Genomic DNA, 23052 nt, shown 5'->3' with positions numbered 1-23052 from the left:
TCAGGAGGCTGCCTTGATGGAAAGAGTTTCGAGATAGGCCGACGGGTTTTCGGGGTCGAAGACCTTGCCGTCGAAGAAGGTTTCCTTGCCGCGCGACGTGGAGGCGGGAATATCGGCAACACCGAGATCCTTTGCAGCGTCGCGCCAGATGTCCTCACGGTTGACCTTGGCAACCAGCGCCTTCACGTCCGTATCGGGTGCAAATTTACCCCAGCGGATGTTTTCCGTGATGAACCAGCTGTCGTGGCTGCGGAAGGGATAGGACGCGTGATCCTGCCAGAACTTCATCTGCAGACCGGTATTTTCCAGCACGCGGCCGTTGCCGTAATTGATATTGCCCTTGAGGCGGCCAAGAACGTCTTTCGGTGGCACGTTGAACCATTGGCGCTTGCCGAGGATCGTGGACATCTCCTCCTTGTTCGCCATCTCATCGCACCATTGCTGGGCCTCCATCACGGCCATCAGCAATGCCTTGGTGGCGTTGGGGTTCTTTTCCACCCAGTCGGCGCGCATGCCGAGCGCCTTCTCGGGATGCCCTTTCCAGAGTTCCCCGGTGGTACAGGCAGTAAAGCCGATGCCCTGATTGACGAGTTGCTCGTTCCAGGGTTCGCCCACACAGAAGACGTCCATATTGCCGACCTTCATGTTGGCGACCATCTGCGGCGGCGGAACGACGATGGTGGAGACGTCCTTGTCCGGGTCGATGCCGCCGGCGGCCAGCCAATAGCGGATCCACAGATCATGCGTGCCGCCGGGAAATGTCATGGCAGCCTTGATTTCCTTGCCTTCTGCCTTCTTCTTCTCGAAAGCTGCCTTCAGCTTGGACGCGTCGAGCTGAACGCCGGTTTCAGCATATTCCTTGGCGACGGAAATACCCTGGCTGTCGAGATTGAGGCGGGCGATAAGCGCCATCGGCACAGGCACGTTGTTCTGCGTCACCTTGCCGGTATGCATGAGATAGGGCATCGGGGTCAGGATATGCGCGCCATCAATGCCGTTCGATGCGCCGCCGAGCACGAGATTGTCACGTGTCGCACCCCAGGATGCCTGTTTGAAAACCTCGACATCCGGCATGCCATGCTTGGCGAACAGTCCCTTTTCCGCCGCGATGATAAGCGGGGCGGCGTCGGTCAGCGCGATGAAGCCGATTTTCGCGCCCTTCACTTCCGGCTCAGCCGTGGCTGCGAAAGCGCCTGACGGAAAAGCGGTGCGCACGGCGGTAACAAGGGCTGCGGCGGCTGTCGTCTTCAGTATGGTGCGGCGGCTGACATCGCCCGAGAATATCTTTTTCATTCGCATCTTCCCCTTATTGGACCACCGCATGGGTGGCGCGTTCGCTTGCGAAAAAACCTGAAAATAAAAAAAACGCCGCTCGGAGTTTGCGCCTTCGGAACGGGAGGTGTTCCGGGCAGCAAAACCTTGCGACGTCTATGTCTGTGAAAGCGCTTATGCCGCGCCCTGCTCGCCCCGATCGCCGTTGACCAGTGCAAAGACGAAGACGCAAGGGGCGTGCCAGTTTTACTTGTGGAAGCTATCGCCTTGGAAAAAAACGGAATTTCCGAGATTGGATCGGACGATTAAATTTTAATCAGTAGAAATTTTGTCTATGGTTTGCGCAGATGGATAAATTCCGAGCTTGAAATTTGCGCAGCTTGCCCGGCCGACGGCTGTCAGGCCTCGCCTTGGGAGATGGAAAACGGGGCAGAACTGCGCACGGAAAAGCCATTCACATAGCCAGCAATGTCTGCGGGATCGAAAACAAAACCGTCCACGAACCGGTCACCCGCCTCCTGCCCTTCGACTCGAATATCGGCATCATCTGGCGCATTGGCATCGCCCAGTGCCGCCCGATAAATATCTGGACGGTAAGCGGACAGGGTGGCCTCCACACCACCTTGCGAAAACTCCGTCTGCCCCCAGCGGATCATCTGGCTGTAAATCCACAGTGCCTGGCTCTGGCGCGGATAATTGGCATGGCCGCCGTGGAAGAGGAAATATTTGTCGATGACCCGGCGGTTGCCCTGGCTGTCGATGTTGAATTCACCGGCAAGCACATGGCGGATGATGCTTTGCGGCGCACCGATATAACGCGGATCGGCAAGTGTCCTGCTCAGATCATCGTGATTTTCCGCAAGGTCGCACCAACGTGCGGCGGCATCGAGCGCCGTGAGCAGCCGGCTGACCGTTTCCTGCTGGCTTTCGGCCCATTCAGGCCGCATCCCGATCACTTTTTCCGGCGCAGACGGCCACAAATCCTGCTTGGCAGCGACGATCCTGCCCACACCGCGCTCGGCGGCAACGATGTTCCACGGCGCACCGACACAGAAACCATCTATGGCGCCCGCCGCCAATGCATCCGACGTCAATGGCGGTGGTACGACCACCAGTTTGACGTCGTGATCGGGATGAATGCCACCAGCGGCGAGCCAATAGCGAAATTCGTAATTGTGCGAGGAAAACGGGTAGGTCATGCCGAGCGTCGGTGTAGCTTCGCCCCGCGCTCGCATGTCATCCAGCACCTGCTTTAAGGCCATCGCATTTTCCAGCGCCCCCGCCGTTTCGGAAAGCCCCGTCAACGCCTTCATCCGGGCAAAAAGCCGCGTCGAAAGCGTTATCGCATTGCCGCCGCGCCCAAGTGAAAACGGCGTGATCGTCGGCGAAGGGTTCGAGCCGAGTCCGAGCATGGAGGCAACGGGCATCGGCGACAGCATATGGGCAATGTCGAATTGCCGGAATGCCAGCCGGTCGCGCACATTCGCCCAGGACACATCCTTGACGAGATCGAGCGTCAGGCCTTCGCGCTCGGCAAAGCCGAATTCCGCCGCAGCAATGAGGACGGACGCATCGACAAGAGGAATAAAACCTGCCCGCAGGATTTTTTGCCGGTCGCTGCCAACAATTGCCGGCGCGCCCGCTTTTGAACCGGCCGATTTTTCCTGTGCCGCCATATCATACACTCCTCGACTGTCCCGCCGGCGGGTTCGTTACATCAACAGACCGGCCGCGGTGACCACGCTTTGCGCGATCTCGGATATTTTCTTTTTCTCGTTCATCGCCGTTTGCCGCAGAAGCGCAAAAGCCTCCTCTTCGGACAGGCCACGCATTTTCATCAAAATGCCTTTGGCGCGCTCGATGACCTTGCGCTCCTCAAGCGCCGATTTTGCTTCGGCAAGTTCCTGTCGCAGACGGCTGAAAGCGTTGAAGCGGCTGACCGCCATATCGAGGATGGGTTTGACGCGTTCTTTCTTCAGCCCGTCAACGACATAGGCGGAAACACCAGCCTCAACGGCCGCCTCGATGGACGCGGTATCGGAGCGGTCGACAAACATGGCGATCGGCCGGCCGACCGTGCGTGTCAACTGAAACAGATGCTCCATCATGTCGCGGTTGGGATTTTCAAGGTCGATGAAGATGACATCGGGCTGCAGCGTCTCGATGGTCCGCGCCACGCCGTGCACTTCATGGATGAGCGTCACGCGATTATACCCGGCCTCGCGCAGCCCCTCCTCGATGATCGAGGCGCGGATCGCGTTTTCGTCTATAACGAGAATGGTGAGGTCGCGAAGCGTCATGTCGGCATTGATGACGCACCGCAACAAACTTGGCAATCAGGCGCCGATATAAAAATGGAGCGGACGTGAAAGGGACGTTTTCGTCCCGCTACGCCTGATTTCTCATGACGCCCGTTCGAGCGCCTTCAAAACCGTCCGCTCGGAAAGATTGAGATAGATTTCCATCTCGTCACCGGCCTCAGCCGCCTTGCCCTCTTCCATCAGCGACAGGATCTTGCTGTTCATGTCCACAAAGGGGGAATGGAGCTGTTCCGGGTCTTTCAGCAGGCCGAAACAAAGCCTGAGCTCAGCGGCAATGCGCTCGTAAAAATCGCTGAGACGAGCGCTGTCTAGAAGGTCGACCACGGCGGCGTGGAACTTCATGTTGGCGCTGCCCACGCCTAACCAGTCTGCCTGGTCGCGCTTTATCCTGGCATCATCGACCGCCGTGCGCATTGTCCGGATGGCCGGGTGCTTGTGCCAGGCCTGACGCAGCGCCCCGCATTCCACCATGCGCCGCACCCTGTAAATATCAATCACCGAAGCCAGGGTGGGAACGGCGACAAAAACGCCGCGATTGGCCTCGTGACGCAGCAGACCATCCTTGGTCAGGAGACGAAAGGCTTCACGCAGCGAATTGCGGGAGACCTCGAAACGTTCGCTGAAGGCTGCTTCCGAAAGACGCTGGCCCGGCATCAGTTCACCGGAGATCAGCAGGGTGCGAATACCCTTTGCCAATCGATCCGCAAGCGGCAGACCCTCTATCGTTTCCGTCATGGCGCTTTCCTTAAGAGCAATGCAACGTTGGGAATTCCGTGACAGGCATGTTCGGACACGGCATGATTGCCCATAGCACAAAGCTTCAGCAAAGCGCCAAAAAAACGTGATGAATTCATACTCATAACGTCCAACAAATAGACAAAATAAAAGAACGATTATCATTTATTGTTGAACAATATTGACAATCTCACGGAACAAGACAAGATCGGTGGCATAAAGCATCCGCGAGGGGCGGATTGCGACAGGAGCGGAGAAAATCCATGGAGCAGAAAAAGCTCACCCCGACTGCCGATCTCAAAATGTCAAAACGTGCATCTCTTCTGGGAGCAATCTTCCTGATGGCAACATCTGCCATCGGTCCCGGCTTCATCACGCAGACGGCGACATTCACCATGCAGCTTGGTGCCGCATTCGCCTTCGGCATTCTTGCTTCCATCCTCATAGACTTCGTCGTTCAGCTCAACATCTGGCGCATCGTAACGCTGACGCGCATGCGTGCGTCCGACATCGCCAATGCTGCCATTCCGGGTTCCGGCTATCTTCTCGCCATTCTCGTCATCATCGGCGGCCTTTTCTTTAATATCGGCAATATTGGCGGCACCGGCCTCGGCCTGAACGCCATCTTCGGGCTCGATCCGAAAATCGGCGGCGCCATCAGCGCAATCTTTTCCATCGCCATCTTCGTTTCCAAACGGGCTGGCCTCGCCGTCGACCGGTTCATCATTTTCGCCGGTATCCTGATGATCGTGCTGACGCTCTACGTTGCATTCGTATCCGCGCCGCCGGTCGGTGATGCCTTCCGCCAGACTTTCCTGCCGGACACAATCAATTTCGCGACCATCACCACCATCGTCGGCGGCACCGTTGGCGGCTACATCACCTATTCCGGCGCGCACCGCCTGCTGGACCGGGGAATGGTCGGCATTGAAAACCTGCCCGCCGTCAACCGCGCCGCTCTGACCGGCATCGCTGTCACCGGCATCATGCGTTACGTGCTGTTCCTCGCCATTCTCGGCGTTGTCGCCAGCGGCGTCGTCATCGATACATCGGGCCAGGCCGCCAATCCCGCCGCACAGGCTTTCCGGTCGGCCGCGGGCGATCTCGGCTTCCGTCTATTCGGCATCATCTTCTGGGCTGCGGCCATCACAAGCGTCATCGGCGCGGCGTATACCTCCGTCTCGTTCCTGCCCGTGTTCAAGCAGGATATGACGGAACGCGCCCGCAACATGGCGACGGTCATCTTCATCGCTGTCTCGCTCGTCTGCTACCTGCTCATCACGACGCCGCCCGCCGCCATGTTGGTCTTCGTTGGCGGCCTGAACGGTCTTATCCTGCCCATCGGCCTCAGCATCTTCCTGTTTGCCGCATGGAAGCGCGAAGACCTGATGGGCGGCCACCGCTACTCGCGCATTCTGCTCGGGCTTGGCGTTCTGACATGCGCATTGACGTGGTACATGGGCTACAAGTCCGCCGGCACCATTTTCGGCCTGCTCGGCCTGTAAAAACTAGAGCGTTTCCGCATTTCGGAGAAAAACGGAAACGCTCTATATATTTGTTATTACGCATTTTCCCGACGCAAAACCGCTACGCACTTTTGCTGGAAATGCTCTAAAGGGAGGCAACATGGCCGCTATCGATCTCAACAGCGATCTTGGCGAAAGTTACGGCGCGTGGCGCATGGGAGATGACGAGGCGATGCTTGCCATCGTTTCCAGCGCTAACATCGCCTGCGGATTTCACGCAGGTGACCCGGCCGGCATCTACCGGACCGTTAAGGCCGCTGCCGAAAAAGGCGTGGTCGTCGGCGCCCATGTTTCCTACCCGGACCGCGTCGGCTTTGGCCGCCGCGATCTGGATGTGACCTCCGAAGAGCTGATCGCCGATGTCATCTACCAGATCGGTGCACTAAAGGGTGTCGCCGCCGCAGCCGGAACCACGGTGCGTTACGTGAAGCCGCATGGCGCGCTTTACAACCGCATCGCCAATGACGCGAAACAGGGACAAGCGGTCATCGACGGTATAAAGGCCGTCGATGCCTCGCTGGTGCTGATGGGCCTTGCCAATGCGCCCATCCTCGATCTCGCCCGCAAGGCAGGCCTTGCCGTCGTCGCGGAAGCCTTCGCTGACCGTGCCTATACGCCCGAAGGCCAACTCGTCTCGCGCCGCGAGGCGGGCGCCGTACTGCACGACGCTGCCAAAATCGCCAACCGGATGGTGCAGCTTGCCCGCGAAGGAACACTCGAAGCCATCGACGGCAGCAACATCAAGATCGAAGCACAATCCATCTGCGTGCATGGCGACAGCCCCGGCGCGGTGGCGATCGCCCAGGAAATCCGCCGCCGTTTCGAAGCCGAGGGCATCGAAATCCGCTCTTTTGCATCCATTCTCTAAAAGGGCGACCAATGACGATACCCTTATCCTTTCTGAGCCACACCAATGCGGATGCCGCCCGGACGGCCCGCGCCGATTATCGTGGCGGCCTCGTTGCACCGACCTCCGGCATCGCTCCCGGTTTCACGCAGGCCAACATGATCGTGCTGCCGCGCGACTGGGCCTTCGATTTCCTCCTCTATGCGCAGCGTAATCCCAAGCCCTGCCCGGTGCTCGATGTTTCAGATCCCGGCTCACCAACCACGCTTCTTGCCCCCGGTGCCGATCTCAGGACCGACCTACCGCTTTACCGTATCTGGCGGGACGGCAAACTTGCCGAGGAAACGGCGGATGCGACCGCCGCATGGGCAGAGCGTGACGATCTCGTCGCTTTCCTGATCGGTTGCAGCTTTACCTTTGAAACGCCGATGGTCGAAGCGGGTATCGAAATCCGTCACATGACCGACAAAAGCAACGTTCCGATGTATCTGACCAACCGCCCCTGCCGGCCGGCCGGCCGGTTTAAGGGCAACATGGTCGTTTCCATGCGACCGATCCCGGCTTCGCGCGTGGCCGATGCCGCGACAATTTCAGGACGTTTTCCGGCGGTTCACGGTGCGCCCGTGCATGTCGGCGCGCCGGAAGAAATCGGCATATCGGATCTCGCGAAACCGGATTTCGGTGATGCGGTGCGGATCGAACCCGGCGAGGTTCCAGTTTTCTGGGCCTGCGGCGTGACGCCTCAGGCTGCAGTCATGGCGTCCGGCGTGCCGTTCGCGATTACCCATGCGCCCGGGCACATGTTCATCACCGACATTCCCGATTCTGCCTATCACGCGTGAGGATATGATGCGTTTTCTCCCCGTCAGCCTCACCACCATTCTCGTCGAACTTGCCGATCTCGATGAAACGCTGGCGCTGTTCGCCTCGCTTCAGAACGATCCGATCGAGGGCATCGACGAAACAGTTCCGGCTGCCCGCACCCTGATGATCCGTTTCCGCCCCGAAAAGATTGGCGCAGAGGCGCTGGTTGCACGGCTTTCCAGCCGCGATCTCTCCGCAAAAATCGCGCCCTCGGACAATCTGGTGGAAATCCCCGTCCATTATAACGGCGAAGATCTGGCCGACGTTGCCGAACTGACCGGCATGAGCGTCGACGAAGTCATCCGCCGCCATACCGAAAGCGAATTCACCGTGGCCTTCTGCGGTTTCGCGCCCGGCTTCGGTTATCTGGTTGGCGGCGATACGGCTCTTCACGTGCCGCGCCGGCAAAGCCCGCGTACCCGCATTCCGGCGGGTTCGGTGGCGCTGGCTGGCGCCTTCAGCGGCGTCTATCCGCAAAACAGCCCCGGCGGCTGGCAGATCATCGGCACCACACCGGTGAAGATGTGGGATATAGACCGTGATCCCGGCGCGCTTTTCCAGCCGGGTTATCGCGTGCGTTTCTTCGATATGGACAAGGCCGGAAGAACGGTTGATGTTCCCACCTCAGCGCCGCGCACCGCCCGCCCTGAGATGACAAGAGAAGGCCCGCATTTCGAGGTGCTCGCGGCCCCCATGCCCGCCATTTTTCAGGATCTCGGCCGCTTCGGCCAAACCGGACAGGGCGTCTCCGCCTCCGGCGCACTGGATCGTGGCGCGTTTAACGCCGCCAACCGTATCGTCGGCAATCCCGTCAACTCGCCGTGTCTCGAGCTGACGCTCGGCGGCTTTTCCTTCAAAAGCACGAGCCGCGCCGTTATCGGCATTGCGGGCGCGCCCTGCCCCATCACCGTCAAGACCGCAGATCGCAGTTTCGCCGCACAACCCCATGTTCCCGTGTCTCTCGAACCCGGCGATATCGTAACCTTGGGTCAGCCGCCGAAGGGCATGCGCTGTTATCTTGCTGTGCGTGGCGGGTTCGATGTCGAGCCCGTGCTGGGCAGCTATGCGACGGATACGCTCGCCGTAGTGGGTCCAGAAAGCGTGACTGCGGGCACTACTCTGCCGCTGAAGGGCGAAAAGACAGGACTTTCCAGCGTGTCTGTCGACGAGGCTCCGGCCTTCGATCCGCCGGCAACCGGCGATATTGTGACGCTCGACGTGGTTCTCGGACCGCGTACCGACTGGTTCACGCAAAAGGGCCTCGATACGCTGACCGGCCAGCTCTGGCAGGTCACGCCGCAATCGAACCGCGTCGGCATCCGCCTTGCCGGCGAAGTGCCGATGGAGCGCAGGGACAGTGCCGAATTGCCGAGCGAAGGCACGGCCACCGGAGCAATCCAGATTCCCCATAGCGGCCAGCCCGTTCTTTTCCTTGCCGACCACCCGTTGACCGGCGGCTATCCCGTCATCGGCGCGGTCGCGGAATACCATCTCGATCTTGCGGGGCAAATCCCCGTCAATGCCAAAATCAAGTTCCGCCCGATCGGCCCTTTTGCCGAAATCGCGGCGGCTAAAAGTCTGTAGGGAGAATAGCGATGAAAAAAGTGCTGATTGCCAATCGCGGCGAGATCGCGGTGCGGATCATCCGCGCATGCCGTGATTACGGCCTGCAATCGGTTGCCGTTTATGCCGATCCCGATCAGAATGCGCTATTCGTTCGGTTGGCGGATGAGGCCTATGCGCTGGAAGGCGTCCGCCCCGCCGAAACCTATCTCGATATCGCCAAGCTGATCGCGATTGCCAAACGCGCCGGCGCGGATGCCGTGCATCCCGGTTACGGCTTTTTGTCCGAACGCGCCGAATTTGCGCAGGCGGTTATCGATGCCGGCCTTAGCTGGATCGGCCCCGACCCACATGTCATTGAAGCGCTGGGCGACAAGGTGGAAGCGCGGCGCATCGCCACCGGCGTCGGCGCACCGCTGGTGGCCGGCAGTGACGGCCCCGTCTCTACCGCCGCCGAAGTCACCGCTTTTGCCGAAGAATACGGCCTGCCCGTCGCCATCAAGGCAGCGCATGGCGGTGGTGGGCGCGGCCTGAAGGTCGCATGGAAGATGGAAGAGATCGCCGATCTCTACGAATCCGCCGTTCGCGAAGCGACCGCCGCTTTCGGTCGCGGCGAGTGCTTTCTCGAACGCTTCCTAGACCGGCCCCGCCATATCGAGGCGCAGGTTTTGGCCGACAAGCACGGCAATGTGCTGGTGCTGGGCACCCGCGATTGCTCGCTGCAACGTCGGAACCAGAAGCTGATAGAGGAGGCTCCGGCCCCGTTCCTGTCTGCCGAACAGCGACAAAAAATCCACGACGCGGCAAAGGCGATCTGTGCCGCCGCGGGCTATTCCGGTGCCGGCACCGTCGAATTCCTGCTCGGCGTTGATGGCACGATTTCTTTCCTGGAGGTCAATACGCGCCTGCAGGTGGAACATCCCGTTACCGAGGAAACCACCGGTATCGATCTCGTCATCGAGCAGTTCCGCATCGCCGAGGGCCACACCCTGCGGGTGGTTGAAACGCCGGAACCGCGCGGCCACTCTATGGAATTCCGCATCAATGCCGAAGATCCCGGCCGAGGATTCCTGCCAACACCCGGCACGATCTCGATTTTCGATGCTCCTTCCGGCCCCGGCATCCGTATGGATAGCGGCGTCGTCAGCGGCTCCAGCGTGCCTGGCGTATTCGACTCGCTGATGGCGAAGCTCATCGTTACGGGTACCGACCGCGATCAGGTTCTGCGCCGCGCGCGCCGCGCGCTGAAAGAATTCCGTATCGAAGGCATTGCCACGGTTCTGCCGTTCCATCGCGCCGCAATCGAGACGGACGACTTCATCGGCACCGACGGTTTCAAGGTTCATACCCGCTGGATCGAGACCGATTTCGCCGCCATGCCTGACGCCATGGAACGTCCTGCACCGGCTGAAGACCCTTCCATCACGCGCACCTTTCTGGAAATCGACGGCAAGCGTGTTTCTGTCGGCCTGCCGAACCTGCTGCTCTCCGGCCTCGGCGCTGTCAGCGGCGGCAATGCCGCTGCCCCCGGCGCGTCGGTCAAGGAGAAGGAAGGTGAAATTATCGCTCCCGTTTCCGGCACCTTGCAATCGTTCAAGGTGACCGATGGCGAAACTGTTTCCAAAGGCGATCTTCTGGCCGTCATGGAAGCCATGAAAATGGAAACGCAAATCGTGGCGACGAAGGCCGGCAAGGTCCGCCTGATCGTCAAGGAAGGCGACTATCTTCAGGCGGGCGCGGCACTTCTCGAAATTGCGGAATAACGCATAGACCAGGCCACCGGACCCATCAGGGAAGGTGGTCCCCTCACAATCGAAGTTTGGTCAATACGGTGGCGGAACCCTTTCGCCGCCGGGCCGTTTATGGCGCGACCTGCTAACCATCATGAGGGAAATATGGCCGGACGCACCTTGCTTCAATTCTTCCATTGGTACTATCCGGACGGAGGGAAATTATGGAGCGAGGTGGCCGAAAAGGCGGAAAGCCTTGCCCGAATGGGTATTACCGACGTTTGGCTACCGCCGGCCTACAAGGGTTCTGCCGGCGGTTTTTCGGTAGGTTACGATACCTATGATCTCTTCGACCTTGGCGAATTCGACCAGAAGGGAACAGTCGCGACCAAATACGGTGATCGCGCTGCCCTCGAACAGGCTGGTCGGACGCTGAAGGAAAACGGCATCCGCGTCATTCACGACGTGGTTCTCAATCACAAGATGGGCGCGGATGAAAGGGAGAAGGTGCGGGTTCGCCGCGTCAATCCCGATGACCGCACCGATATAGAGGACGAGGATTTCGAGGCGCACGCCTATACGCGCTTCACCTTTCCCGGCCGAAACGGCACGCATTCCAAATTCATCTGGGACCTGAAGTGCTTCAGCGGCGTCGACCACATCGAAGAGCCTGATGAGGACGGCATTTTCCGTCTCGTCAACGAATATGGCGACGGCGAATGGAATGAGGAGGTCGACGAGGAAAACGGCAACTTCGATTATCTCATGGGCGCGGATGTCGAATTCCGAAACAGGGCTGTCTACGAGGAACTGAAATATTGGGGCCGGTGGCTTGCCGAACAGGTACAGGTGGATGGTTTCCGTCTGGATGCGGCCAAACACATTCCGGCATGGTTCTTCCGCGACTGGGTAGGCCATATGCGCGACACGATTAATCCCGACCTCTTCGTTGTCGCGGAATACTGGCACCCCGATATAGACGCGCTGAAAAGCTATCTCGATCTGGTCGACAAGCAGCTGATGCTCTTCGATGTCGCCCTTCACCACCGCTTCCATGACGCTTCCAAGCAGGGCGGCGATTTCGACATGCGCACTATCTTCGATGGTTCGCTGCTTTCCGCTGTTCCAGATCACGCCGTCACGCTTGTCGACAACCACGACACGCAGCCGCTGCAATCTCTGGAAGCGCCCGTTGAACCCTGGTTCAAGCCTCTGGCCTATGCGATCATTCTGCTGCGCGAAGAAGGTGTGCCTTGCGTCTTTTATCCCGATCTTTTCGGTACGACGTATATAGACACCGGCAATGACGGCAACGACCATGAGATCGTCATGCCGGCTATCGAATGCCTTCCGAAGCTTATCGAGGCACGCAGCCGCTTTTCCAACGGTGCCCAGACGGATATTTTCGACGACCCGAGCTGCATTGCGTTTATTCGCCACGGTACCGCCGATGAGCCGGGCTGCGTTGTGGTGATGTCGAACGGCGAGGCGGCGGAAAAACAGATAGATCTCGGCCCTGAGCAGGCGGGAGCTGTATGGCGCGATTTCCTTGGTCACCGTCACGAACAGATCACCCTTGACGAGCATGGCAAGGGTCTGTTTTCCACCAATGGCGGCAGCGTCAGTGTCTGGGTTCCGGCCGACGTCGAGTAGGAACAATTGCTTTTAAAGCGGCCAGCCGGAAACCTTGCTCATTTGACGGATACGAGACGGCGCGGGCCCGCGCCGGCATCGGCCAGAACATCGTTTGGATTGCGTAAGGGACAATCATCGAGTGAGAGGCAACCGCAACCGATACAGCCGGTAAGCTGGTCGCGCAGCATAATCAGGCTGTTGATACGAAGCTGCAGCATTTCCCGCCAGGACTGCGAGAACACGCGCCAGTCAGCCGTCGTCGCCACCCTGTCCTGCGGCAAATCCGCCAAGGCGTCTCTGATGATGCTGAGCTGGATACCTGCTCGCTGCGCAATGCGGATAATGGCAATGCGCCGCAAGACCGCGCGATGATAACGACGCTGGTTCCCGCTGGTGCGCCAGCCTTCGATCAATCCCTTCGCCTCGTAAAAATGGATGGTGGAAACGGCGACGCCACTACGACGCGCAACCTCCCCAACCGTCAGGCTGTGTTTAAAGATGGTATTTTCCATGCCGGCTCCGTTTTCTGAACGGCCTCCGCTCTGAAAAACGCGGAAACACACTAGAGAGCAGCCGGTATAATTCCTCAACCATAGTTGAGGTCAATAGGATAGATGGCAAAAAGAGGCGCCCATCGGGCGCCTCTGAATTCATAAATATCGCGGATCAGAATTTGGCGGTCATGCTGATCCAGAAGCGGCGGCCTTCCATGACCGTGTTGAAATCGTCAGCGCCGACTTCCTTGTCGAATACATTGTAAACCGCCGCGTTGAGATCGACATTTTCGGCCACCGCATATTTCGTCCCGATGTCGAGAGTGGTGTAAGCGTCATATTTACGCCCGGCCTTGCCGTTGATCGTAACCGGTTTGCCGTTCGTGCCGATGCGCGGACCCGCATTGATTTCCGATCCGTGGTAGTTCACCGACGCCCAGGCTTCCAGCCCGTCCACCGGGGTGACCCATTCGCCTCTCAGATTGGCCATGTGCTCCGGCGTCCGCGCCAGCGGAAAACCCTCGTAATCGCCCGTCTTCTGTTCGGAATGCGTATAGGTATAGTTGCCGCGCAATGTCAGTTCCGGCGTCGCATACCATGCTGCCGTCAGTTCTATGCCCTGAATGACCGCGTCGTCGATATTGTAATTGTACCAGAGGCGATAATTGCTATCTTCGCTCCAGCGGGCAGGCGTACCATCCGGATTGAGCACGAGCGCGTTGGAAATCTTGTCCTTGAAATCTGTGTAGAAATAAGTGGCACCGAGGGCAACATCACCATTGTCCCAGAGTGCTGCCAATTCATAACTCGTGCTTTTTTCCGCCTCCAGACCCGGATCGCCGATGATCACGCCGCAGGTACCGTTCGAGGCATAGGTGCACCCACCGCCGCCAGTCGTATAGGCGTAACCCGGTGCGATCTGGCGGATTTCCGGTGCGCGGAAACCTGTTGAAATGCCGCCCTTGATCGTAAGATCGTCGGTTGCGCTCCAGACGCCGTAAAGGCGCGGGCTGAAATGATTGCCATATTTTTCATGGTTATCCAGACGAAGGCCGCCCGTCAGCGCAAAGCTATCGACGATGCGCCATTCATCCTCGACGAAGAGCGCCCATTGCGTCGCCGAGAAAGTTTCGTCGCGACCGGTACGGCGTCCCGGATTCTGGTCCTTCAGCTGTGCCTCGAAATATTGACCGCCGGTGACGAGCGTATGGTTGCCGAACAGTTCGAACGGCGTGGTGAACTTGCCGTCGAGAACGCTATTGCGAACCTCCGGCGAGCGCGGATTTTCAGTGACGCGTCCCGTGCGAAAGTTTCTGGTGAAGTTGGTGCGCTCGGCCCATTCCTGCTGGAAGGAGAATTCAGACGTGGTCGGTCCCCACCGGCCGGTATGCGACAATGACCAATGGTCGCGCGTATTGGTGTTGTAGGTGCCGTCTGCATTGGCTGCCAGCGTCTCGCCGGACTCGGCATCGCGGCGCAGCCGTGCTTTGCCAGCCTCGAGATAGATGTCGTGATCCTCATTCGGCGTGAAGGTCAAACGTCCATTGAAATCATATTCCTTCGCGCCCGTCGTACCATTCAATATGCGGTCTTCGCCGCGCGTGAAGCCCCTGCCCCAGATCTGCAGCCCCAGCCGGTCCTTCAGGATCGGCCCATTGGCATACCAGGACACCTGACCGCTATTGCCGAATTTTGAATGTTGCTGAACCGTACCCTCGCTGGTGACGGAGCCAGACCAGACATCGCCAACCTTGCGGGTGATGATGTTGATGACGCCGCCCATGGCATCGGACCCGTAAAGAGAGGACATCGGGCCGCGCACGACCTCGATGCGTTCGATCGCCGAAACCGGCGGCACGAAACTCTGTTCGAAGCCGGAATTACCATTGGTACGGGCATCGCGCGTGCTCTGCCTCTTACCGTCAACCAGGATCAACGTGTAAGCGCCGGGCAATCCGCGAATGAAAATATCCTTCTCATTGGCAATGCCGGTGACAGACACGCCCTGAACTTCGCGCAAGGCGTCTGTCAGATCGCGGTAAGACCCCTTTTCCAGATCTTCTCGCGTCACGACCGTGATGCTGGCCGGAGCATCTTTTACATTCTGCTCGAAGCCGGACGCGGTCACCACGATCTGCTGAAGAACGGTGGTTCCGTCGGTCGCCTGCTGCGCGACAGCAGGCAATGCAACGCTGAGCGCCGTTCCCGCCATAGCGACGGAAATGCCAGCCTTTATTATCGTCGCGGCCATATCCTGCCCGCGGTACTTCAATTCCATGTTACGCCCCCGCATTTAACTTGAGAATTTACCCCCACTTATTTAGGAGGGAGGTCTGGCGCAACGCGTTTGTTTTCGAACAGTTCTAAATTCCAGAAATTGCAAAAAGGCCCCCTGTAATCGGGGGCGAGGTAAAAAAACAGCAAGATGACAACCGGCAAGAGAAAAGAAGAACCAGCTTCCCCGACAAAGCCCGACAGGCTTGGTCAGCTGAAACTACTTGTCGCGTTCGATGCGTTGTTGCGGGAAGGAAGCGTCAGCCGCGCAGCGGCAGGCATGGGACTGCCGACATCATCGATGAGTCGGATATTACAGCAGCTGCGCGAGAAGTACGGCGACCAGCTGTTCTTACGCACCGGCCAGGGTTTGCGACCCACCCCCTTTGCCGAGACCATGCGGCTGCGCATTCGTTCGCTGGCGGCGGAGGCGGAAAACCTGATCGATTATTCACAGGAAAAAGCGGCAGCTCCCGCCGCCGCCAATGTTAGCGGCTGGGAACGGCCGGTGCTGATGAAGGCGCCGCCTCTTTCGCTGCGCCCCAGCGTTCTTCTGGAAGGTCAGCCGACACCGGAAAATATAGCGGACCGCCTTGCCCGCATCGGACACAATGCCGATCCGCAGCACAGGCTCGCCAAATATATAGCGACCTCGGCGATGGGCATCGGCAACAGCCGCCCGCTCAGCCAGCAAGAGGCGATGGACGCGCTTTCGATCATTCTCGAAGGCAATGCAGATCCCATACAGATAGGAGCGCTGCTTGCGACCATGCAATATCGCGGTGTGACCGCGGCAGAGCTTGCCGGTTTTATCGAAGCCATGTGGGGCCATATAAAAAGAGACCAGCAAGCGCCCGCATCGGTCGATCTCGACTGGCCGGCCTATATGTCGCCCAAACATCGCGATGCACCCTGGTTCCTGCATTCCGCGCGTCTCGTTTCCATGGCGGGATATAGCGTCTTGTTACACGGCCATGTGGGCCAGGGAGAAAATGGCGGTAAGCTCGAACTCGCCGCTGAAGCCTGCGGCATACCGCTCTGCCATTCACTTTCGCAGGCGGCCAAGGCCACTGCCTCGCAAGGGATCGCCTATCTGCCGATCGGTGGACTATCGTTACAGTTTCAGAGCCTGCTTGGCCTGCACGGCATTCTGGAAATGCGCCTGCCGCTCAATACGGTCGTGCATCTTCTCAATCCGCTTCGCGCCAGAAGCACCATTATCGGCGTCGCCCGCCCCTCCTATCAGGAGCTTCATCGCGATACGGCGCGGCTGCTTTCCGTCGAGAGCCTTGCCATTCTCGGCAATACGCGGGATTTCGCGCAATTTACTCCCTTCCGCAGCACCCGGATCTTCGGTCTTTCCAAAGGCGAAGATGTCGAGTTCGTCATTCCCGCCCGCGAAACACCACCGGCCGAAATGCCGACCATGTTCACCACCTTCGAATATTGGCGCGCCGTCTGGACGGGGGCGGCCAGAGACGAGAGAGCGGAAACCATCATCGTCTCCACCGCTGCCATCGCCCTGATGCTGGTCAATAATATGGTTCTGCCTTTCGAAGAGGCCTATGCCCGCAGCCTGCGGCTGTGGAACGACAGGGCACGCGATTTCGCCACTGCCTAGGCGTTGGCGACTGATTTTTTCAGCGCCAGATATTCCCACAGCGCCACCAGCAGCAAAATTCCCGTGCTTGCCAGTTGCAGCGCAAAAAGCGGCACGCCCGGCACCGGCAGAAGCAGGCAGAGCGCCGCTACTCCGGCAAAATGCGAGATCGGCCGCTGATAGGTGGCAGCAATCTTGACGCCGATATTACCGGCTAGAAACAGGATCGGGCCGCCAAGAATGGCGATGGACTCCCTCATCGTCGTCCCTTCATGGGCATGGGACAGGCTGAAATCCTCTCCAACTGCCGTAAGGATGATGCCGGCCACGATAGGCAAATGTCCGTAGTTGAAAAGATTCTGGGCAATCTTCGCTTTCTCGTCGGCATATTCGGCCTTTCTGGAGGCCTCTTCCTGTCCGTGATGGAAATAGATCCACCACATTGTGACGGTGCTGACGAAGGCCGAACAAAAGACGATGAATGTGAGGCCAGAATTCATATATTCCGTGGCCGTGCGGCCGGTGGTTAGGATCGTTTCCCCGAGACAGATGATGACGAAAAGCGCACAGCGCTCCGCAAGGTGCTCGCCGGAAAGATGCAGCTTATCCGCATCGCTTGCTTTCAATCCCGGGACGACATAACGACAAGCGGGTCCGGCATATTCTATCGCTAGCGCTATACCCCACAGGAGGATTCGATCCGTCAGATCGACAAGCCCACCAGCCAGCCAGAACAGGCTCGATACGACTAGCCAGATCGTCACGCGCACAAAAACCAGAAAAGACTGCCTGTCCTCTCCCTTGAAGGCATAAAGTGCAAACAGGCTCCGTCCCACCTGCATGGCACTGTAGATAAGGGCAAACACGAAACCCTGTTCCGCAAAAGCCTCCGGCAGCGCGATGGCCAAAAGAACCCCGCCGAACATCAGGACGAAAAGCAGAATCCGGACAGGCTCCTTTTCGGTATTCAGCAGGTTGGTGATCCAGGTGGTGTGTATCCACAACCACCAAAGTGACAATATCAGTATGCCCGCCTCAAGCGCCGCTGTCGGTCCGAAGTCCTTTGCTAGCGCATGGGAAAGCTGAATGAGCGCGAAAACGAAAACCAGATCGAAGAACAGTTCAGGAAAGGTCGCCTTTTCTGCTTCGTGCCCGTCCTGTTTGATCCAGGTTTGCGCATCCGGTTTGTGCCCGGACGTTTCGCTTTCGGTTCCCATTCTGCCCCTGTTCGTCAATATGAATTATTGCGATCGCGTTAGCGTTGCGCTTCAGCCGAAGAATTAACATTCGAGTCCCGGCCGGGAAACTGCAGCGCCCGCGCATTGTCGGGATAAAAACGCGGTCCTACCAGACGCACTGTCTTGCCGGAGACATCGGTAATATAATTCGATGCGGTCGCCCCAGGCGAGAATTCGGCGCTACGGGTCTTGGTCGGTTCCAATATGCTGACCTCTAGAGGCTGAGCAAATATCGGGTGGCTCGTCGCGGAGATGACAATTGTCGCGATAAAGAGGGACTTGGAGAACATCGGCACATCCTGTCACAATTGACTGCGCCATAAACAGCCCTCGCCCGGTTTGGTTCCAGCCGTCTTTCAGCTGTCCTCGTCCAGATAGGTGCGATATTGCACATAGTCTGAACTTGGTTGCCCGTCGATAATTTCCGGCGGCCGCCCCTCACCTCCGGTTAAATAACCGGCATCTTCAAGTCCCGCCTTCAAGAGCTTTTCGATGGCGGTATGTCGAGGCAAGGCAATGTCTGCCATGTACACAGCGACAGCCAGCTCGATATCGTCTGGAAAAACCATAGGCTCACCGCCCCCCTTCCAACATAGATAGGGAAACGCACGATCTTAAGGAAGGTTCAGTTCCAACATCGTGCCATATCGAAATCTCGGCATTACCCCGGTCTAGTCAGGCAAGAAACGCATAAAAATCGCGCTTTTCCTGCCCGTATCATCGCACTACCGCTAAAAGATACTCGGACTCAACCGATTGAAACCAATCATGGAATAACTCAAACGAAAGTCAATCAAGGCTTAACTTTCATTACTTTGCATTAACCATAGGGACCCCTGCCAGCACAGTCTGTTCGTAAACACTGGCAGCCTCACAGCGAATCTTCGGAGTCTTGCAGAAACAGCGTCAATGTAGCTGCAGACTGGGAATTCGGCAAGCCGACGCCATTTTCTGTCCGTCCTCAAGAGCTCATACGGCCATGCTTCTCTCTATCCCGTCAGTTCGACCCCGCAGTTGCGCCAGAAGCATGGCCTGAAGATCAAACCCGCCCTCATGGGCCTTACGGGTGAGATTGCGCAGATATCCGCCCAGCGAGCTGATCTGGTCCGCCTTTTGCAGCAGGCAGGCAAGAATCGCCGCTGTTCCCTGTCGACCGAAAGTGGTGAGGGCGTCCTGGTAGGCCGACTGGCTAACGTTGAACATGGTTTTGATGACTGATGTCGCCACTTCCAGATCACGCCATCCAGTCACTGCTCCTCCGGGTGCATAGAGGGAAATATCCGGGCAAGCCTTCACAACCAAAACAATATCAGGAACAAAAAATTGCTTATGAAGAACAGGCTTTGGCTGTTGCGATGACGGCTTTGCACTGACGGGTACGGCGTATTCTGGCTGTACGACTGTCGTGTCGGCAGGTGCGACGATTACCGGTTCACGCAAATTTTGCGGTTTAGATATAGATTCGGATTCTGAATTCTTTATGAGGCGCTCATTTTGGCAGTCATTGCCGCCCGATTTCTCCGAATTTTCAATATTTTCCAGATAGTTGGTCACTTCTGCACGCAGGGAGACCAAAAATCCGGCGATTTCCTTGAGTTCGACAGGCTTTGAATTACGGCCGAGAGACCGGGCAATGGCATTGTAGCGCGCCTGGAATCCTTCTGACGTTACGACTTCACCGCTGGCGGCTATCATTTCGCAAAGCTTCTGGATATCGCGGCGGCACAGGCTGATGTTTTCACGAAGCCGCTGAAGGTCGAGCCGCTCGCGAACGATGCGTTCGGCGAGTTCCTCGATTTCCGATTTGCGGGCGAGAAGCGGTGCCAGCGAAAAACCATAGGCTTCGCTGATTTCCCCGCCCCTGTGCTTACGGGCGTAGCGTTTTCCGTTCGGACTATCCTTGCGGATGATGAGACCGGCCTCGACGAGAGCCGAGAGATGGCGGCGCAATGTCTGTTCTGCCATTCCATGTGCTCGCAATGACAATTGCGTATTCGACGGAAAGACGACCAAACCGGCTTCGCTGGAGAGTTCATTTTTCGGATAAAAACTCAGAAGGGCGTTCAAGACCGCGAGAGAACGATCGGTCACGCCGAGCAATGGTCTGGCTTCACAGACCGAACGGTAGAGTTTCCATTTATCGACCGCCTCGGTCTTTTTGTTTTTCTGCGCGGCAAACTGAGTTGCGAGGACGCCAAACGACATCGCTCGCCGCCCAAAGGGCGTCGTTACACATGTGCTGTCCATGTCTTTCACCTTTCACAAGGCAAAAGAAAATCGCTCACCGAAAAATTCGATGCCAAGACTCTTGACTATGATTCGCGGAAATGAGATTCTTTGGTTGCTTAGATCAAAGAAAGGCTTCCGTGCGGCAACGTTCGGGGGCTTTTTTCTTTTGTAATGCGTCTCCTGTTAGTCGTTGGTATTAACAATCACTGCTTGGACCGGTATTCGGCAAACAGCGCCTGAAGATGTTCCAGAACGAAATCGGCAAATTCCGGCGCCTCGTTCTTGTCGATGGATATATCCAGCTTGCGGTCGCTTTCGACCACCTTTGCCAGTCTGCTGCCAGTTTCCGAAGACCAGACACCGGCTTTCTTTGCCTGTGCCTTGGGTTTTAGAAAATCCAGAAGCGACTTGAAGCGTTCTTCCGACGGAAGAGCGGCAACTGAAGGTTCCCTGACATAAGCGCGCGCAGCTTCCTTGACCTGTGACGAGGAGAGCTGATCTGCGAGATCCATCCAGTTACGGCGACCGACGGTGGGTGCCGGACCAATAAGATCGACCAGATCCTCGGGAATGCGACCGACAACCGATAGCATGTTGGAAAGATCGCCCTTGTGCAGGGACATCGCCGCCATGATCGTATCACGCGGAAACCGCATCTGCAGTTTCTGGGCGAAGCGCGCCTTTTCGATATAGGTTAGGTCACGGCGCTCGTTGTTCTCCTGTCCCTGGGCGACAACCAGCTGTTCGTCGCTGAGATCGCGAACCACGGCCTTGACCGGAATACCCAGGTTGGAAACGGCGCGCAGACGGCGATGGCCAAATGCGACCTGATAACGTCCGGGAAATTCGGGATGAGGGCGCACCAGAATGGGAACCTGCTGGCCCTGCTCGCGAATAGCCTCCACCAGGCCTGCATCCGCCTCTTCTGAGGCTGGCATGCGGTCGGGTATGAAAGACGGATCGATATCAGCAGGATTGAGCGAAACGATCGTAAGGCCCTCTGCGAGCCGTTTTTCGATCTCTTCAGCACGCTTGGAGCGTTCCGACACTTCGTTCAGAGACTGGCCGATCATGCCGACTGGCGAGTTCAACACATCCGTCACCAGTTCGGGAGAACCGAGGATGGGTCTGACACGCGGACGGGACCGCTCGGGAGTGGTATCGTTGTCTGTGCCTGGCGTGCCAAGATTGGCGAAAATCTGTTTTCTGCTCATGCTGCCCTACCCCACGCTTTTTTAATCAATCCCTCGATTTCAGCGTTCACGTTGTTCATGGCTTCCAGTGCGCGGTCATAGGTGGAGCGCGTGAACTGGGTTCTTTCCACCTCGAAAAGCGTCTGGTTGGTCAATCCGGCATCCGAAACGGCCGTGCTCTTCAGCATCGGGTGAATGAGGACGTTTTCACCGAAGATCGAGCGCAGGAAAGCCACCATCTGGTTCTGCGGCCCATCGCTCGGTTCGAAACGCGTGATGAGGTAACGCATCCAGTTATAATCGGAGCGTGCGCCGGCCCTGCCGATTTCAGCGAGAAGATCGCCAGTCATGGCAAGGAACTGGTTCATGGACATGACATCAAGCATTTGCGGATGAACTGTCACGAGAACCGATGTTGCTGCCGTCAGCGCCGAAAGCGTCAGGTAACCGAGTTGCGGTGGGCAATCGATGACCACGACGTCGTAGAAATTCTGGGCCTGGGCGATCGCCTGGCCGATGCGAGCGAAGAACAGCGTGTCGCCCGGTGCGCGACGCATCAGTGCGCGCGGGGTATCATGCTCGAACTCCATAAGCTCCAGATTGCCCGGAACGATATGAAGGTTGGGAATATAGGTGCCGCGAACGATCTCGGCGATCGGCCGGCGTTCGTCGTCGTAGCGGATCGCGCCGTAGAGCGTTTCATTCGGGCCGACATCCATTTCGGGCTGGTGACCGAAGAGAGCGGAGAGACTGGCCTGCGGATCAAGATCGATAGCCAGAACCCGGTAACCGCGCAGTGCCAGATATTGCGCCAGATGCGCGGATGTCGTGGTCTTACCCGAACCGCCTTTGAAATTCATCACGGCGATGACCTGCAATTCCTCGCCGTCGCGACGGTGGGGCAGATAGCGACGCGTGCCGCGCGCGCCCTGATCGAGAAACTTTCTGATCTCGTCCATATCCTCTACCGAATAGGAACGACGACCGGATGCCTGCGCTGCATCGAGCTCCGGACGCTCAGCGGCGATCTGACGAAGATAGGCTTCACCGATGCCAATCAGCCGGGCGGTTTCCGCCGGCGAAAAATGGCGCATACTCTTTTCGGTATGCGGCGAAAACGTATTCGCATTATGCGCCTGCAATTGGGCTGACAATGCAGCCGAATGCTGTTGTATAAGGCTCGTGAGGTCGGGTGCCCCTGCAGCAAATCTTGAGTCGGCACTCTGTGTCATGGATCTACTTTCGCTCGATATTGCAGTTGCGGTTTTTTTCGAAAAAGACGGTTTTTTCCGCAACTGAGATATAAGCGCCGATTCTCTTTTTGGCGCAATAGGCTTTTTTCCCGGATGCAGAAGTACCGCTAAGGCATTGTGGAAGAATCAGTTTTGCTTTTTGTGACAGTTTTTCGGTTAGCCGCGGCTAACTTCATCTTCGTTCTGGCTGAGACGCGGTTTTTCGACTTCCTTCAAGACTGACAAGGAGCGATCAGAGCGAAAGTTTGCCGCGGCTAACTTTGACAATCCTGCGCACC

Annotated in this window: 19 protein-coding genes; 7 read left to right on the top strand and 12 right to left on the bottom strand. The window is 57.8% G+C overall.

Annotated features, from left to right (window positions below; translation table 11 throughout):
* The 4 genes from AC5SEO_RS00155 to AC5SEO_RS00140 form a co-directional block, all read right to left on the bottom strand.
* Complete coding sequence (locus AC5SEO_RS00155) at positions 1 to 1293, bottom strand: CmpA/NrtA family ABC transporter substrate-binding protein (RefSeq protein ID WP_111788925.1); 1293 nt, start codon at positions 1291 to 1293, stop codon at positions 1 to 3.
* A 377-nt stretch (positions 1294 to 1670) separates the two neighbouring features.
* Complete coding sequence (locus tag AC5SEO_RS00150) at positions 1671 to 2948, bottom strand: CmpA/NrtA family ABC transporter substrate-binding protein (RefSeq protein ID WP_035199776.1); 1278 nt, start codon at positions 2946 to 2948, stop codon at positions 1671 to 1673.
* A 36-nt stretch (positions 2949 to 2984) separates the two neighbouring features.
* Positions 2985 to 3572: an ANTAR domain-containing response regulator gene (locus tag AC5SEO_RS00145; protein WP_003511609.1), complete on the bottom strand. Its 588-nt coding sequence runs from the start codon at positions 3570 to 3572 to the stop codon at positions 2985 to 2987.
* Between the two features lie 102 nt (positions 3573 to 3674).
* Complete coding sequence (locus tag AC5SEO_RS00140; protein ID WP_003511611.1) at positions 3675 to 4328, bottom strand: GntR family transcriptional regulator; 654 nt, start codon at positions 4326 to 4328, stop codon at positions 3675 to 3677.
* A 263-nt stretch (positions 4329 to 4591) separates the two neighbouring features.
* Here AC5SEO_RS00140 and AC5SEO_RS00135 point away from each other — a divergent pair, with 263 nt between their 5' ends.
* From AC5SEO_RS00135 to amyA, 6 genes are all read left to right on the top strand, one after another.
* On the top strand, positions 4592 to 5833 hold the full coding sequence (locus AC5SEO_RS00135) for an NRAMP family divalent metal transporter (RefSeq protein ID WP_003511614.1): 1242 nt from the start codon (positions 4592 to 4594) through the stop codon (positions 5831 to 5833).
* A gap of 121 nt (positions 5834 to 5954) precedes the next feature.
* The gene (locus AC5SEO_RS00130; protein ID WP_174068937.1) at positions 5955 to 6722 is read left to right on the top strand and encodes a LamB/YcsF family protein; all 768 of its coding nucleotides are present in this window, start codon (positions 5955 to 5957) and stop codon (positions 6720 to 6722) included.
* An 11-nt stretch (positions 6723 to 6733) separates the two neighbouring features.
* Complete coding sequence (locus tag AC5SEO_RS00125) at positions 6734 to 7543, top strand: putative hydro-lyase (protein ID WP_003511619.1); 810 nt, start codon at positions 6734 to 6736, stop codon at positions 7541 to 7543.
* 7 nt (positions 7544 to 7550) lie between these two features.
* Positions 7551 to 9149: a 5-oxoprolinase subunit B/C family protein gene (locus tag AC5SEO_RS00120; RefSeq protein WP_035199787.1), complete on the top strand. Its 1599-nt coding sequence runs from the start codon at positions 7551 to 7553 to the stop codon at positions 9147 to 9149.
* 11 nt (positions 9150 to 9160) lie between these two features.
* On the top strand, positions 9161 to 10891 hold the full coding sequence (locus tag AC5SEO_RS00115) for an acetyl/propionyl/methylcrotonyl-CoA carboxylase subunit alpha (protein ID WP_035199789.1): 1731 nt from the start codon (positions 9161 to 9163) through the stop codon (positions 10889 to 10891).
* A gap of 132 nt (positions 10892 to 11023) precedes the next feature.
* Positions 11024 to 12511: an alpha-amylase gene (gene amyA / locus AC5SEO_RS00110; RefSeq protein WP_174003523.1), complete on the top strand. Its 1488-nt coding sequence runs from the start codon at positions 11024 to 11026 to the stop codon at positions 12509 to 12511.
* 38 nt (positions 12512 to 12549) lie between these two features.
* On the opposite strand, the gene soxR is transcribed toward amyA, so the two are convergent.
* Together soxR and AC5SEO_RS00100 are read right to left on the bottom strand one after the other, a co-directional pair.
* Complete coding sequence (soxR, locus tag AC5SEO_RS00105; RefSeq protein WP_003511623.1) at positions 12550 to 13005, bottom strand: redox-sensitive transcriptional activator SoxR; 456 nt, start codon at positions 13003 to 13005, stop codon at positions 12550 to 12552.
* 154 nt (positions 13006 to 13159) lie between these two features.
* Positions 13160 to 15265, bottom strand: a complete 2106-nt coding sequence (locus tag AC5SEO_RS00100) for a TonB-dependent receptor plug domain-containing protein (RefSeq protein ID WP_112154880.1) — start codon at positions 15263 to 15265, stop codon at positions 13160 to 13162.
* A gap of 147 nt (positions 15266 to 15412) precedes the next feature.
* Between AC5SEO_RS00100 and AC5SEO_RS00095 the strand changes: the two genes are divergently transcribed.
* Positions 15413 to 16882 (top strand): glycosyl transferase family protein, encoded by a 1470-nt coding sequence (locus AC5SEO_RS00095; protein ID WP_174068938.1) that lies wholly within the window; start codon positions 15413 to 15415, stop codon positions 16880 to 16882.
* On the opposite strand, the gene AC5SEO_RS00090 is transcribed toward AC5SEO_RS00095, so the two are convergent.
* The 6 genes from AC5SEO_RS00090 to repA form a co-directional block, all read right to left on the bottom strand.
* A complete protein-coding gene (locus AC5SEO_RS00090) occupies positions 16879 to 18078 on the bottom strand; it encodes a low temperature requirement protein A (RefSeq protein WP_076845408.1) in 1200 nt (399 codons plus the stop codon). The genes AC5SEO_RS00095 and AC5SEO_RS00090 overlap by 4 nt on opposite strands.
* A 38-nt stretch (positions 18079 to 18116) precedes the next feature.
* On the bottom strand, positions 18117 to 18389 hold the full coding sequence (locus AC5SEO_RS00085) for a hypothetical protein (protein ID WP_003511627.1): 273 nt from the start codon (positions 18387 to 18389) through the stop codon (positions 18117 to 18119).
* 66 nt (positions 18390 to 18455) lie between these two features.
* Positions 18456 to 18668, bottom strand: a complete 213-nt coding sequence (locus AC5SEO_RS00080; protein WP_065687988.1) for a hypothetical protein — start codon at positions 18666 to 18668, stop codon at positions 18456 to 18458.
* Positions 18669 to 19068: 400 nt separating this feature from the next.
* On the bottom strand, positions 19069 to 20346 hold the full coding sequence (gene repC, locus AC5SEO_RS00075) for a plasmid replication protein RepC (RefSeq protein ID WP_075807636.1): 1278 nt from the start codon (positions 20344 to 20346) through the stop codon (positions 19069 to 19071).
* 185 nt (positions 20347 to 20531) lie between these two features.
* Positions 20532 to 21542 carry a plasmid partitioning protein RepB gene (gene repB / locus AC5SEO_RS00070; RefSeq protein ID WP_003511631.1) on the bottom strand — a complete coding sequence of 337 codons (1011 nt, stop codon included), beginning with the start codon at positions 21540 to 21542 and terminating at the stop codon, positions 20532 to 20534.
* On the bottom strand, positions 21539 to 22753 hold the full coding sequence (gene repA, locus AC5SEO_RS00065; RefSeq protein ID WP_029658853.1) for a plasmid partitioning protein RepA: 1215 nt from the start codon (positions 22751 to 22753) through the stop codon (positions 21539 to 21541). The genes repB and repA overlap by 4 nt, the downstream gene beginning before the upstream one ends.
* Between the last annotated feature and the right edge of the window lie 299 nt (positions 22754 to 23052).

It is taken from the genome of Agrobacterium sp. K11 (assembly GCF_059429395.1).
Note: the sequence above shows the minus strand (reverse complement) of the source record. Positions and strands in the feature narration are given on the sequence as shown.